This is a genomic window from Lactobacillus helsingborgensis (assembly GCF_000970855.1).
GTDB lineage: Bacteria > Bacillota > Bacilli > Lactobacillales > Lactobacillaceae > Lactobacillus > Lactobacillus helsingborgensis.
In genome coordinates, this window is sequence record NZ_KQ034047.1 from 427,919 (window position 1) to 442,960 (window position 15,042).

Sequence of the window (15,042 nt, forward strand, 5' to 3'; positions counted from 1 at the left end):
AAACAAAACCAAACTTTCTTATTGAAAAGTTTGGTTTTTATTTTAGCGGTAATCTTTTCTAATTTTTGCATTTATTTTGGGTAAGCTTATTAAAAATTACCTGTATTTGCTGGTGACAAAGGGATGTAAAAAACTAAAGACAGCTAGTCAGAAATATTTTTAATTTTGACAAATTTTAGTTTGAAAACACCTTTCTATGATTCTCAACATCAATAATTAATCTAACTATTATTTTATAATTTTAGAAAATATAACTTTATTTTAAAATATATCTTCCAATTATAAAATGCTTAGCGTATAGTGAACAGATGTAGAGAAATTTAAAATAATTATATATTTTTGATGATGCTTTTTTAAAATAGAGAGGATGTATATATTAATGAAAAGTTTTAAAAAATATGATCACCTTAATTATTCACTGGCAATAATTTTTTCGGCCGTGGTTTACCCGTTAATAAACTTATTGCTGGCTCTCGTATTAAAAAGATTAATTGATGCAGGCATTGACCGTAATGTAAATGATTTAAAATTGGCAATTTTTGCCTGTTTGCTAGTGTGTATCTTCTTAGCACTGTCAGTCTTTATTAGTGAATGGGCCAAAAACAAATTCGTTAATAATTTTAGTAAGAAATATAGGAAATTCATTTTTAAAAGGATTATCCTCAGTGATTTAAATGAATTCAGCGCTAATAGCGTGGGGGATTTTTTAGCAACTATGACAAACACTATTTCAACTATTGAGGAAAAATATATCAAGTCATATTTTAATATCGCGTCTAACTCAGCGTTGTTGCTTTTTTCAATTATGGGAATGTTTTTTATTAACTGGAAATTGTCAATAGCCGTGTTAATAGTCAGCTTAGCGCCAATTTTTATTTTGAATTTATTAGGTGGAAAAATGCAGGCAACGCAAAATGCTGCTTTAACTCAGCAGAACGCGTATGTTTCCAAAGTGAAGGATGCCTTTTCAGGCTTTTTAGTAATTAAAAGCTTTAATATTGCAAAACAGATAAGCACAGAATTTGAAAATTGCAATAACAAGCGTGCAGATAGTGAATTTTCTCTGTCAGAAATAAACAACGTTTCAGTATCAATCTCAAATTTTTCAGGATACTTAGTTTTTCTAGTAGCTTATGGGCTAGGTATGTTCATGGTAATTAATGGAAGTACAAGTATTGGTGCAGTTACAGCAATTGTCCAATTAGTTAATTTTATTGTGATGCCGCTGAGTAAATTAGGCATTGAGCTGAACAATAAAAAAGCTGGGTTAGCTGCCACTAAGACTTTAAATCAATTATTAGAAAATTTACATACTCCAGTAAAAAACGATAGCAACTACTTGGAATTGAGTAAGTTTGAGCATGAGATTGAATTATCTAACGTCAGTTTTTCTTATCCCCAAAAAAATAAAGTAGGAAAAAAGGTGCTAACTAACATTAACTTAGATATTGAGAAAGGTAAAAAATACGCGCTTGTGGGCATGTCAGGCAGTGGTAAAACTACACTATTGAAATTATTAATGAGATATTACAAGCTGACTAATAATGGTAGTATTAGCATAGATCATGTGAATATTAATCAAATTAATCTTTCTTCACTTTATCATCTGATAAACATTGTTCAGCAGGATGTTTACATTTTTGATAATTCACTTGCTTATAATATAACTCTGGGACAATCCTTTACTAAGCAGGAGCTAAATGAAGCCATCAATAAATCAGGTTTAAGAAAACTGGTAGACAATAATGCTGCCGGAATTAAAATGAATGTTGGTGAAGAAGGAAAAGAACTATCTGGCGGACAAAAACAAAGAATTTCTATCGCTCGCGCATTGATCAGAAGAACCCCTATTTTACTAATGGATGAAGCAACATCATCTTTAGATCAAAAAAACACGACGGAGATTGAAAATGCTATTTTAGCAGTCAAAGATCTGACCGCAATTGTAGTTACCCACAAATTAAATCCTAATCTATTGCAAAAATATGATGCAATAATTTTTATGAAAGATGGCACAATAACTGAAGAAGGCTCTTATGATGAATTAATGAAGCAAAAAGGTGATTTATATAATCTGTGCAGCTTAACTATTGATAATTAGTGCATAACATGTGAGTTGTTAGTTCTTTAAGATGACCACTTTTGATTTTAGAAAACATTATTAATTTTCATATTGAACTTAAATAAGTTTATTTCGATAATTGCACGCGGTAAGTAGAACAATTTACTAAATTTGCATGACCAAATTTAGTAAATATAATGACTAAAAGTAATAGATGAACAAATTGACAACTAAACTCCGATTTAAATTTGTGGTTAATTTAGTATAAATAGAAGCTGGTTTCAGGTAAATACTGAAACCAGCTTTTTATTATGCAGTACAATTTAAATTAACTTGGGAATCATTTCATATTAGAGTTATAGGACGGATTTTTGAAAATAATTTTTTGTTGTGCACCATCAATTAATGTTGTTTGCAATAACGTCATGTTTATTTGACCTAAACTATAATCTTTTCTTTTTTTAAAATCTGTTACGCAAACATAATTACCAGGTTGTCTGCGGTATTTATTTAAAAATAAGTAGCCATGATAGCCTTGAACTGTCATAAATTCCAACAGATATTGCCATAAAATTTTACTATTTAAAATGTTGATTTTGGAGAATTTAAAAACAAGGTTGTCCTTAGTAAAAATATCATTTATCTGACTTATAATTTCTATTCTTTCAGCAATATCCGGAAAAAATGTAGACTTGGTAATATCATTAATACCTATTTTCCCCTTCAAGATATCATTAAAAACTAATTTGGCGTTTTTCTTGTATACAACTTGTATATCTTTTAACTTATGTAAACCTGCTAAATGATGGAAATCACTAGAGTCAAATACTATTGTTACTTCTTCGCTTCTTCCTTTACGACCTAATATTAATTTAACCTTTTTTCCAATTAGCTTATTGAATTCACTTGCAGCAACTTGTAAAAGATCTTGCCCTCTCCTGTGTATGTGCATCTATCTTAGATATTTCTTTCAAAAAAATAGGAACTCCTTTAAAGAGTTCCTTTGTTATTTGCAACAATGAGTGTTTTACTATTGGCTTGAGGTGTTCACACACAACCCTATTAAGACTCCTTGAGTGAGTGCAACTAAGTCCAATCCACCCATCTCAAATCAACATCTAACAGATACTCTAGTTACCTGCTTTCATATATCATGATACATTGTCTTAATTTAATAGTCAACCTTTAAATCAAGGCATTTACGCTAAATCAGCGCCGTTAGTAGTAATTACCTTCTTGTACCAGTCAAATGACTTTTTCTTGTAACGGTTAAAGCTGCCGTTGCCTTCATCGTCTTCATCAACATAAATGAAGCCGTAACGCTTGGACATTTCACCTGTTGAAGCACTGACTAAGTCAATACAGCCCCAAGGAGTGTAACCCATAACATCAACACCATCGTCTATAGCTTGAGAAATAGCCTCGATGTGTTCACGTAAGTAATCAATCCGGTAGTCATCTGCAACATAGTGGTTTTCGTCTGGCTTATCCACAGCTCCCAAACCATTTTCAACAACGAAAACAGGTTTTTGATAGCGATCTGATAGTTGGTTCAGGGCAATTCTGAGACCCGTTGGGTCAATTTGCCAGCCCCAATCGCTGCTCTTTAAGAATGGGTTCTTAACGCCGCCCATCAAGTTGCCGTTAGTAGTTTCTTGGTTTTCATGGGTAACATCAACTACAGATGACATGTAATAACTAAAACCAATATAATCAACTGGATATTGGGCTAATAATGCCAATTCCTCATCATTGTAGTCAATATCTGCCAACTGTACTCCTTGACGAGCCAATAAACTCTTAGTGTAAGCTGGGTAATGTCCTCTAACTTGAACATCGGCACAGAAGAAGTTATTAGCCTGATTGTCTTGTAATGAAGCCAATTGGTTCTTAGGATTAGAATCGTAGCTGTATGTTGTAGCATATAAAATCATGCAGCCAATTTTCATATCAGGATTAAGTTCATGACCAATCTTAACAGCCTTTGCACTAGCAACAAATTGGTTATGCCAAGCTTGGTAAACATTCTTCTTGTCGCCAGCACCATTACTGATGGTGAGACCTTGACCCATAATTGGGAAGTGAGCGGCACTGTTGATTTCGTTGAAAGTCATCCAGTATTTAACCTTATCTTGGTAACGGGTTAAAACGGTGCGGGCAAAGCGCTCGTAAAAGTCAATCAGCTTCTTGTTCTTCCAGCTGCCGTATTCAGTAATTAAATGTAGCGGCATTTCATAATGTGAAATAGTAATTACAGGCTCAATGTCATGCTTTAAACACTCGTCAATCACAGCGTCATAGAACTTCAAGCCTTCTTCATTAGGAGTTTCTTCATCCCCATTAGGAAAAATTCTAGACCAGGCAATTGAAAAGCGGTAGCACTTAAAGCCCATTTCAGCAAAAAGCGCAATGTCTTCTTTGTAATGATGATAGTGATCAATACCAATATGATTAGGATAAACGTAGTCTGGGTTTATCTTAAAATCAAAATCAGGTGAGGCAATGATTTTCATTCTGTCTTTGCCACCAGGTAAAACGTCAGGCAAAGATAAACCCTTGCCTCCTTCTTGGTATGCACCTTCTAATTGGTTAGCAGCGGTAGCACCGCCCCATAAAAATCCTTTAGGAAAATTATTTGTAGCCATGATTTACTCCTCTCATTATTTTAAATCTAATAAAGCAGTGCCTATAGTTATTGGACCATCGGCAATTGCAGTAATTTCCTGATATTCATTTGAATTAGTAACGACAATTGGAGTTGTCAGCTTAAAGCCGGCTTTTTTAATAGCTTCCATGTCAAACTTGATTAGTGGGTCACCCTTTTTCACAGCTTGGCTCTTCTTAACTAAGGTTGTAAAGCCTTTACCTTCAAGTTCAACGGTATCCATGCCAATGTGAATCATTACTTCTGCACCATTGGTCGATTTAAGACCAATTGCATGTCCAGTTGGGAAAACCATGACTACTTCTCCATCAAGAGGTGAGCAAACCTTGCCTTCTTGAGGTTCAATTGCAATACCCTTACCCATTGAACCGCTGGAAAAGACTTCATCTTTAACATCGCTTAAAGGAACAACTTGACCATTGATTGGCGCAACTAATTCTTCTTCCTTATTATACGAAACTTCTGCCTTAACTGTGTCAGAATTAGCAGAATCATTTGTTGCGGCTGACGTAGCAGTCGCACTCACAGCAGCTTGTTCTGCCAAATTACCATCAACGCTCTTTTTACCAAAAATCATTTGTAGGGCAAAACCTAAGACGATTGCTACAGCCATACCAATCATTAAGCCATAGACACCCATGTCAATGCCGTTTTTACCCATAGCACAAGGAATTGCAAAGATACCCATTCCAGCCATCAAATAAGTTTTTGTGCCAAAGAGTCCAATTAAGCCGCCACCAACAGCAGAAGCAATACAACTGAGAATGAATGGCTTCTTACGTGGCAATGTTAAACCATAAATAGCTGGTTCGGTAACACCGAAGATACCTGATACGAATGCTGGAATAGCAATACTGCGAGTCTTTTCGTCTTTAGTTTGGAAAATCATAGCTAAAACTACACCAGTTTGTGCAAATGATGCAGCAAATGATAAACCAATAATCGGGTCAAAGCCCATAGCAGCAATGTTAGTCATCATAACTGCCACAAAGCCCCAATGAACGCCAAAGATGACAAAGACTTGCCAGAAAGCACCCATTAAGATACCAGCGATCACTGGGCTAAAGTTATAAATTGCACTGACAATTTCCGCAACTCCGTTACCTAGCCAAGTTGCAACCGGTCCGATAACAAGAAATGTAATTGGAACAGTAACTAATAAAACGATAAATGGTACTAAGAAAGTTTTAACAACATCTGGAATGATCTTACGGGCAACCTTTTGCACTTTGGAAGCAAACCAGACCGCAATGATAATTGGAATAACCGAGGTGGTATAGTTCATTGAAATTACCGGAATGCCCAAAAAAGTCATGTGAACCGGTGCTTCTAAGAATGTGCCCTTAAAGACAGTAAATAATGCAGTTTTACTGCTTGCCATCGACACAATTGAAGGATAACAAAGGGCAGCTCCAATAGTGGCACCTAGATATGTGTTGATACCAAATTTTTTTGCTGAAGAAATACCTAAGATGACAGGTAGGAAGTAGAACAAGCTGTCACCAATAGCATTCAAGATGACATAAGTTCCCGAATTTGTTGATAGCCAGCCAAAAGCCAAAAACATTGCATTAAAGCCTTTAATCATACCACCAGCACACATTGCACCTAGAAGCGGATTAAAAATACCGGAAATCAAGTCAATAAATTTATCAGCTAAGCTCATATTGCTGTTGTCAACGTCATCATCAGAAACGCTGCCGCCATTTGCGAAGCCACCTACTTTAACCAAAGTATCATAGACATCAGCGACATTATTACCAATAACGACTTGGTATTGTCCACCAGACTTGACAACAGATATTACGCCATCAGTGGCTTTTAGCTTGTCATCATTTGCCTTCTTCATGTCCTTTAATTTAAAGCGTAAACGTGTAGTACAGTGAACTACACTGACTACGTTGTCTTTACCACCAATATCGGCGATAATTTCACGACTTAGATCTTCGTAAGCCATTTTTCCTCCTAAAAATCAAAACCCGAGAACTTCAAGAAACACCTTAACAAGATAAATTGTCAGGTTGCTAGTTAAAGTTCTCGGGTTAATGCCTGTAAACAGTAACACACCGTTTAAACTAAATATTATTAAATTAAGGTAGAATTAACCCTTTTCTGAATGGTTGTCATCTTGCCTATGAGTGACCCGCCAAACATGCAGGGTTAAATATACCTGATCATCAGGCTGCAACTGCCAGCCTGCCTGATTGTATAAGTACGTGTCGATTTTTTGGACAGTATCGTATGCCTTGCGGTATTTGACCTTCATTAGTTCAATTAAAGAATTATCAAGCTCACTACCAGAGTCCTTGTCACATTCACCACACATGTGTCGCACCATAAAAGCACGTAAATGTGTCATAAAACGGTTAAAGTTGAATGATTCATTATCAAGCTGCATACCATATTGGTACTGGATAATGTCAATTACGCCGCGAATTAACTTAGTAATTTTAATTGTATCCTGCAGTTTGGTTTGACCAGAACCAGCGTTAATAAAGTGATATGTCAGATAAGCTACTTCACTTTTGGGAAATTCCAGCTTGGTTTTTTTCTTTATTAACTCAAGAGCCTCTTGTGCTGTGTTATATTCCTTGGGAAACAATTTTTGCATTTCCCAGCCTAATGTATCTTGGCCTAATTCAATATTTTCATCAGCTCGGGTTAACATAAAATCAATATGATCGGCTAACACCAAAAATTGATAATCGGAAAAAGTTATTTGTAATTTTTGGCTCGCTAAATTAATCACAGCAGTAGTCAACGCCAATGTTCGCTGATCAATATCTCTCACGCTGTCAACCATTTTAATGTTCTTTTCGACAGCGATAAAGCGACGCGAAATTTTGTCCTTATCAATGGGATCGCCTGCTTTTTTGCCAAAGCCAATCCCGTTACCAATCACCACCCAATCTACTCCGGATTCATCTGACACTAAAGCAGCGTTGTTGTTAAAATTCTTAATAAATTTCACTCAACTTACTCCTTTTTTTCAATAAAAAAACCTACAAACAGTACCAGAAATAAGTATTGTTCATAGGTTAATGCCTGATCGAATCAGTAACACGACTACTTACGCTTACATTATAAATCAGTATTAAAGCGATCTCAATACTTATTTGATTATTTTTTATAAGTGTTTCTTTTCAAGATAAATAATTGTGCTTTAAACCGATTTATACTTAAATAGTATCTGAAAGCACTATATAAGTTTAAAGGAAAACAATTCAATGGCAAGTAAAAAGCAAAAACATTCATTAAAAGACCGAGTATGGTCTACAATACGCGTCTTACTTTTAAGTGCCCTTTTTTATATTGGAGTTACCTTAATTTTTTTCGGTTCAGGATTTGGCAACTCCTATGTAGTGCAGCAAAATGCGGAAAAAGCAAATACCACTTTAACACAGAAAAAAGCAGATATAAATAAAAAACGCAAAACAAGTTATGACGCCAGCAAAACCAAATCAGTCAGTGCAGCCAGCGTTCTGAGAGCAAAGCAAATTAAGGCCTATGCTATAGGTCGCATTGCTATTCCTGCTGTTAATATTCACAATCCTCTCTTTGCCGGTTACGGTGATCAAAACCAAAATTTGGAATATGGTGTCGTTACCTGCCTGCCCGATCGCGTTATGGGCGGTGCCAATAATTATGTACTTGCAGGACACTATATGGGTTCATACGGCCCTGCAGTTTTAGATAATTTGCATCTGGCACATCCCGGTGACCTCATTTATGTGACAGATTTACACCATATTTATACTTATGAAATTAAAAGGATTTCTTTTGCCATTAAACCTACACAAGTTGAAGTTGAAAACAACATGCAGGATAAGAGCATGATTACTCTTATTACCTGTTCTGATTTCAATACTTCTAAGTATGGGTATGGACAGCACCGCACTGTTGCACAAGGTGATTTAATCGGCAAAATGAAGGCTACTAAGCATAATCTGGCGGCTAGCGAATTAATTGCTAAACCAAAGCAAATTAATAAAAAGAAACACGTGACCCTTACGACTAGCAATGGGCGCAAAACAGTTCAAAAGGCTACTAAAGTACGTGCAGAAGCACAGCCTAAATTTTTCCAAAACATGACTTTAATCAGAACAGTAATCATTACCTTTAATATTATTTTTATATTATTTATTTTCTGGCGGCTGGCTCGTATCTGGCTTTTTAAATAAGCTCTTTAGCATCAGTTATATAAGGTAATAAAACTACTTATTTCAAATAGTCAGCTTTTTAAATACATGCTATACTGGGGTTAAGATGGTATTATTAGGATAGTATATGGTTGCGGTTACTTTAATACTTAATATTAATATTTGATTTTCACATAAATAATTTTATTTAATCATTATTACGTAAAGGTAAACGCTATTAAAAATGTTAAATTACTGCTAATTGAATCAGTAAAGAAGATGATGACTAATGACGACCAAAAATCAAAATTCTGCCAGCTCAGAAAAGGCATCTGAACCTGAACTAAAAACTAAAAATTATGATTTTGATATTGGCCCCAACACAATTTCCAATTGGATGCCTGATAGGGCCTTACAAAAAATCGTGGCTGCTAATTTAGGGCGGGAATTAGATCAAGTTACTAAAGAAGACCTTGCCAACTTAACAGAAATTAATCTTATTGCAGCAAGTGAAACTACTATAGTTCAAGGCAGGAAGCAATACGTTATTTCCCCTAGTGAATATCAGTCACGTTTAAAGCTTAAATCACTGGCTGGATTAGAATACGCAACTAATCTGGTTAAACTTAATCTTGCTCCTGACCGGCAGCTTAATCATGAGTGGCTCCACCGTACTTTTAGCAGGTCAAGCTTAATAGATATTTCGGCTCTGCAAAACCTGACTAAACTAGCCCGTGTTGATTTAGAAATGTGCAGCATTGCTGATATTTCTGCGTTGGCAAATAAGCCGCAGTTAATGCAACTCAATCTGTCATATAACGCAATAAGTGATTTTTCACCCTTAAAAGCAAATAAGCAATTGCTTGCAAGTGGCAGTATTGAACTGAAAAAGCAGATTATTATAGCTGAACCGGTACATATCACAAGCGGAACATTTTCTTATACCTCTGGACCTTATCAGCTGCTAGATCTTAATGGTGCAAGTATGCCGATCAAGATCGAAACTGGGAAGCATATCGGCGCCAGATGCAACATCAAGCAGTATTGCAGCAATTGGGACGAACATGTGGGGCAAGTTAATGGTAAGCAAACTGTGACGTGGGATCTTACAAGCTTAAAGCCGGATAGCAATGCAGCAATGACTATTAAGTTTAATAGTAATAGTGCTACACAAAAGCCATTGATTTCCGGCTGGTACATCATCCCCTTCAGAATTGTTAGCGGACAACCCATTACCTTCCATTTTAAAGATGATGCTGATAATACAATTGCTTGTGAACAAAAGTTGTATGGTGACATTAATAACAGCTGTACTGCTCCAGTTCCTACATTTAACGGTTATTCGATTGAAGCTAAACTGGTCAATGGGGTTAAAACGCCATTAAATCAAGGTTCACTAACTACTACTATTACTGCCCAACCGCAAGACATTTTTTTGCTTTATAACCGTAATAAAGCTGCAGATATTACCGTTCATTACCAAGACGAAAATGGTGAGACCATTGCTCCCGCAACTACGATTAGCGGCGTTTTTAGTGAGCAAAAAATCGTTAAGCCACAGGAAATCTCAGGTTATACTCCTAGTCGTTATCAGATTGATCATAATGGTATTTCTCATCATCCGGGCAGCGTTGCTATTTTACTAAATAATCAGTCACAGGAAATTACCTTTTATTATAATAGGCAAAAGGTTTCGAATGTGATTGTTCATTATCAAGACATTGAGGGCCAAAAAGTGGCCTCGGATGAAATACTAAGTGGCTATGTTAATGATCAGCAAATGGTTCATACATTAAAGTTACCGGGGTACACTATTCAATCCAAAAATTTAAACGGATTAAGTACTAAAAGCGAGCTAAATGCCACAGCAATTACCCTTAAGGAAAAGCCACAGAAATTGACCTATATTTATACTAAGGATATTATCGGCGATAAAAAAGTGGCTAATAACAAGCCTTTACCAAAATATAAAAACAGGTCATACCATCATATAACTAACAAGATAAAAACACTTAATAATAGGGAGAAAAAAGTACAGCAGTCGCATACAAAAATAAAAAATAAATGGCAGTTTTTGCTGTTAATATTAGGTTTATCATCGTTATTTAGCATTTTAGGATTAACGCTAATATACTATAACAGGAAGAATAGAAAATAAAAATTACACTCAATCAAAGTATAAATGCACTCTATTGAGTGTATTTTTATATACTATTTTAGAAAAGTATAGTTGTTACATCTTGAAATTATTATATTATGGATATACAATGATAGTGTAAATTGTTATTGGTTAATAATTTGAGAGGTAAAAATTATGAATAAACACATAGAACTAAGTAAACAAAGCAAGAAATTGCTATTTAGTGGAATTACTGCTGCTGCACTGGCACTAGTTGTTGGTGGCCCACATGTAGTTAAGGCTGACAGCGTATCTGGAAGCACACTGGCTGCAAGCAGTTTAACGAAAACTGCTAAAACATTTCCATCGAAATCTTTGTGGCCAACTTTACCAGCTTCAGCAAAAACTACCGGTGTTAAAAATAAGGTAACAACCAAATCTGATGATTCTATTGACGCTTGGATGCCTGATAAGAATTTACAACAAGTAGTTGCCTATAATTTATATGGTAATCCAAATAGCGTAGATAAAATTACCAAAGATGATTTGGCTAAATTAACGAACCTAAGCGTTACCAGTGAGCTTGCAGAAAATGATGCCAATTATTATGCAGCTGCAATCAGCATTAAATCACTAACTGGTCTAGAGTACGCTACTAATCTAGTATCAATTGATTTAGCACCAAATATTAACTATAGTATTGATCACTTTGGGCCTGCATATGCATTATTGCACAGCACTCTATCCGATATTAGTGCAATAAAGGGACTAAAGAACTTAGATTATGTCAACTTCCAACAATGCTCTATTTCTGATATATCTGCATTAGCAAATAAACCTTCGTTAACACGAGTTTCTATTTCTTATAATGGTATTACTGACTTCTCCCCATTAGGTTCAGATACTAATTTAAAATTAAACCTAACACAGGCTTATTATCAGGACGTTAGCTCAAATGGATACTACCTTTCATCAAGCACACCATTCTATACATTCCGTTATAATAATTTAATTGGTATTGACGGAAAACCAATGAAGATTCGGGTGGCTGATACAGATGATGTCCAACACGATCATTATGTTAAATATTACCTCAGCAATTGGAAGAAAAATGCTGGTGTAGTTTCAAGTGATGGCAAATCAGTTACTTGGGATATCACTGGAATTACTCCAGATCCTCAGACCACTCACTACATGACAATTAATTATAAAGGTTCTAACGGTGAAGGTGGATGGTTCATTATCCCATTCATCGTATATGATTAATTCAATTATTTTTGATGATTAATATAATTTAATATAAAAAGATAGTGTTCTAATTTATAAATGAATTAGAACATTATTTTTTTCTTTGTTATCAATGTGCTAAGTATCACAATGAATTTGACTTTTGCCTAAGCCAACCATATACTAAACTTATATTAATATGCAGTTTAGAAGAGGAATTATATGAATACACATAAGAATGCTAACAAGCAAGGAGAAAAAATATTGCTCGGCGGCGTGGCCGCAGCTGCTTTAGGCTTAATTAATGCCAAACCCCAGACGGTGAAGGCAGCTAATCAGAATGGCAACCGTGCTACCAAGAAGGCTGCGAGCAGAGCAGTCAAGACTAAATTGACCTACCAAAATGAAACTGATACAGAAACTGAAGGTGAAACAGCTACTAATGATGACCCTGCTGGTCAAAACAGCGGCAGTCAAACCGCTGGCAGTGAAAATAATGCAGGAACAGCAAGCAGCAACCCAGCAGGTGGCAGTAATCAAGATGCAGCTGCAGGCAATACCAGCGCTCCAAGCACCACAGACAATACAAAAACTGAAAAACTCGGAAAAGCTGTCAAAAGAGATAACGAAAACCCTACCGTACTAACCGGTGTTTGGCTTGGTGTCGATGTAACTTATCAGCCTGGACTCGGGATATTTACTGTTAAAGGTAACAATCAAACTATTAATACTGTTAACGATCGTTCTACTAGTATCTTAAAAGCAAAAAAGAGTCGTGATCTTCTTGCTGACCCTCTTATTGTAGATAGAAATCAAGTTAGAGAAGTACGTTTTGAAGGGTCTTTGACCATTAACGGTACAGTCCAAAGTATGTTCGACACTTTACCAAATTTAACCACCGTTACTGGATTAGAAAACCTGAATACATCTAATGTATATAGCATGTATGGCATGTTTGCTAATTGTTCAAGCCTAAGGTCAGTTGAGGGAATAAATAAATTAGACGCTTCCAAAGTAACTGATATGTCCTACATGTTTGAAAACTGTTTTGAAAACTCTAAAGATTTAATTAACTTAGATTTAAGTGGCTTAAATATCGGTTTAAATATTAATAAGAATGATACTATTACCATGAAAGAGATGTTTAGGGGTTGTTCTAAACTTAAAAGCATAATTTTACCAGATAAAATTGATACTTCTCAGGTTACCGATATGACAGGTATGTTTTATGGCTGCTCAAACTTAGTTTCTGTAAGTTATCCAAGTTCCGACAATTCTGAAGATCCAGCAAATCCAAAAGTAGACTTATCCAAATTTAATACTAATGGCCTGCAATATATGGATTACATGTTTAGTGGATGTACTAATTTAACAACGTTGAATATTGCTAGCTTTGATATGTCAAAAGCTATAAAAACTAATGGGATTAAGAATGCTCTCAATAATTTACCTGATCTGAGAAAATTAGTACTGGGTAAGAATTGCAAATTTTACAGAAATGATACTAATACTAATGTTGGTCTTGATACTCCAGGGACATGGGTTAATGTCGGTAACGGTACTGAAGAAAACCCGCAAATGAGTAAAAAATGGTCTTCCATCGATTTAATGAATAATTATAATGGTAACACGGATCACGATACTTATATCAGGTTTTATGATGGCTACCCTGTAAAAATTCATTACGTATACTGCGTATACCCAGATAAATCTGATAACCTCAAAAAACAACCACCAATTTTAGATAAAGACGGAAAATCCTATGACTATGTAGTTGCCGGTGATAACGGTAAAACCAGCGACCCTATTAAAACTAAAAATATATATGGTTATACTATCAAATCCATTTATGTCAATAATGATAAACAATCTAGTACTGACAAAGTCACAGTCACATTTACTGATCACGAACAAGATGTTTACTTCGTTTATGACAGGGCAACAGGTAAACCTATTACGGTTAATTATTTATACTATGTGGATGATAAAGGCCACACAAAACCTCTTCTTGATAAAGACAATAAACCGATGACGGAAAATGTTGACGGGGTACTTTATGGTGATCAGAAAGATATTATCCCAAAACCAGTACCTGGTTACACGATCAAGCAAATTATCATTGACGGCGTCAAACAGCCTGGAACTGATAAAGCAACTGTTGGCTACTCCGATAACGATCAAATCGTCGACTTTATTTATACTAAAAACCCTGTTAATAACGAAAATAAAGTTAAAGCAGCAGATGTAACTGTTCACTATAAAGACGAATTTGGTAATACTATTGCTCCCGATGAGATACTGAGCGGCTATGTTGGCGATGGCTATACTACTGGGGCTAAAAATATTTCCGGCTATACATTAAAGACGAGACCAGATAATGCTACAGGGTTCTTTAGCACTTTTCCGCAAGATGTAACTTATATTTATACTAAGATAGGTACAAACAATACACCAAATATTAATGAGCCTAATACCCCTACTAAAATACCTAAGCAGAACAAAAAGAGAAAGGAAAAGAAAAATCCTACTAAGCAAACAGCAAGTCGCAATTTGTCTAAAAAGCAAGGCATTTCAAGCGTTGCTAAAAGTAAAAAAGCTGCTGCTTTACCACAGACAGGTACTAATAAGCATTCCAGTCTAACTCTGCTTGCGCTAGGAAGCTTAACTTTAGTTGGCGCATTAGGTGCAGCATGGTTTAGTCGTAAGAAAATTAAATAAATTAGAGAACTCATCAGCAAGATACTGGTGAGTTTTTACTATAAATAACAACAAATATATATTTATTTAGTCTTGATTTAACTCATATATGGTCATATACTAATATTGAATT

General features: G+C 35.3%; 9 protein-coding genes. 5 read left to right on the top strand and 4 right to left on the bottom strand.

The window, feature by feature from the left end; genetic code table 11:
- The first annotated feature begins 379 nt into the window (after positions 1–379).
- Complete coding sequence (locus JF73_RS07870; RefSeq protein WP_046327723.1) at positions 380–2,101, top strand: ABC transporter ATP-binding protein; 1,722 nt, start codon at positions 380–382, stop codon at positions 2,099–2,101.
- A 301-nt stretch (positions 2,102–2,402) separates the two neighbouring features.
- On the opposite strand, the gene JF73_RS09730 is transcribed toward JF73_RS07870, so the two are convergent.
- From JF73_RS09730 to JF73_RS07890, 4 genes are all read right to left on the bottom strand, one after another.
- Positions 2,403–3,014, bottom strand: a complete 612-nt coding sequence (locus tag JF73_RS09730) for a PBECR4 domain-containing protein (protein WP_046327724.1) — start codon at positions 3,012–3,014, stop codon at positions 2,403–2,405.
- Between the two features lie 247 nt (positions 3,015–3,261).
- Positions 3,262–4,707, bottom strand: a complete 1,446-nt coding sequence (locus tag JF73_RS07880) for a glycoside hydrolase family 1 protein (RefSeq protein ID WP_046327725.1) — start codon at positions 4,705–4,707, stop codon at positions 3,262–3,264.
- A 15-nt stretch (positions 4,708–4,722) separates the two neighbouring features.
- Positions 4,723–6,684, bottom strand: a complete 1,962-nt coding sequence (locus JF73_RS07885) for a beta-glucoside-specific PTS transporter subunit IIABC (RefSeq protein ID WP_046327726.1) — start codon at positions 6,682–6,684, stop codon at positions 4,723–4,725.
- Positions 6,685–6,828: 144 nt separating this feature from the next.
- Positions 6,829–7,698 carry a PRD domain-containing protein gene (locus tag JF73_RS07890; protein ID WP_046327727.1) on the bottom strand — a complete coding sequence of 290 codons (870 nt, stop codon included), beginning with the start codon at positions 7,696–7,698 and terminating at the stop codon, positions 6,829–6,831.
- 256 nt (positions 7,699–7,954) lie between these two features.
- Here JF73_RS07890 and JF73_RS07895 point away from each other — a divergent pair, with 256 nt between their 5' ends.
- The 4 genes from JF73_RS07895 to JF73_RS07910 all read left to right on the top strand — a co-directional run bounded on the left by JF73_RS07895 (position 7,955) and on the right by JF73_RS07910 (position 14,930).
- Complete coding sequence (locus JF73_RS07895; RefSeq protein ID WP_046327728.1) at positions 7,955–8,908, top strand: class A sortase; 954 nt, start codon at positions 7,955–7,957, stop codon at positions 8,906–8,908.
- Positions 8,909–9,155: 247 nt separating this feature from the next.
- Positions 9,156–11,024: a MucBP domain-containing protein gene (locus JF73_RS07900; RefSeq protein WP_046327729.1), complete on the top strand. Its 1,869-nt coding sequence runs from the start codon at positions 9,156–9,158 to the stop codon at positions 11,022–11,024.
- 156 nt (positions 11,025–11,180) lie between these two features.
- Positions 11,181–12,251: a leucine-rich repeat domain-containing protein gene (locus tag JF73_RS07905; protein ID WP_046327730.1), complete on the top strand. Its 1,071-nt coding sequence runs from the start codon at positions 11,181–11,183 to the stop codon at positions 12,249–12,251.
- 183 nt (positions 12,252–12,434) lie between these two features.
- Positions 12,435–14,930 (top strand): BspA family leucine-rich repeat surface protein, encoded by a 2,496-nt coding sequence (locus tag JF73_RS07910; protein WP_046327731.1) that lies wholly within the window; start codon positions 12,435–12,437, stop codon positions 14,928–14,930.
- Positions 14,931–15,042: the final 112 nt, after the last annotated feature.

Excerpts from the sequence above, each read along its gene's own strand:
- JF73_RS07885 (WP_046327726.1), bottom strand. The coding sequence starts at position 6,684 with ATGGCTTACGAAGATCTAAGTCGTGAAATTATCGCCGATATTGGTGGT.
- JF73_RS07905 (WP_046327730.1), top strand. The coding sequence starts at position 11,181 with ATGAATAAACACATAGAACTAAGTAAACAAAGCAAGAAATTGCTATTT.
- JF73_RS07870 (WP_046327723.1), top strand. The coding sequence starts at position 380 with ATGAAAAGTTTTAAAAAATATGATCACCTTAATTATTCACTGGCAATA.
- JF73_RS07895 (WP_046327728.1), top strand. The coding sequence starts at position 7,955 with ATGGCAAGTAAAAAGCAAAAACATTCATTAAAAGACCGAGTATGGTCT.
- JF73_RS09730 (WP_046327724.1), bottom strand. The coding sequence starts at position 3,014 with ATGCACATACACAGGAGAGGGCAAGATCTTTTACAAGTTGCTGCAAGT.
- JF73_RS07900 (WP_046327729.1), top strand. The coding sequence starts at position 9,156 with ATGACGACCAAAAATCAAAATTCTGCCAGCTCAGAAAAGGCATCTGAA.
- JF73_RS07880 (WP_046327725.1), bottom strand. The coding sequence starts at position 4,707 with ATGGCTACAAATAATTTTCCTAAAGGATTTTTATGGGGCGGTGCTACC.
- JF73_RS07910 (WP_046327731.1), top strand. The coding sequence starts at position 12,435 with ATGAATACACATAAGAATGCTAACAAGCAAGGAGAAAAAATATTGCTC.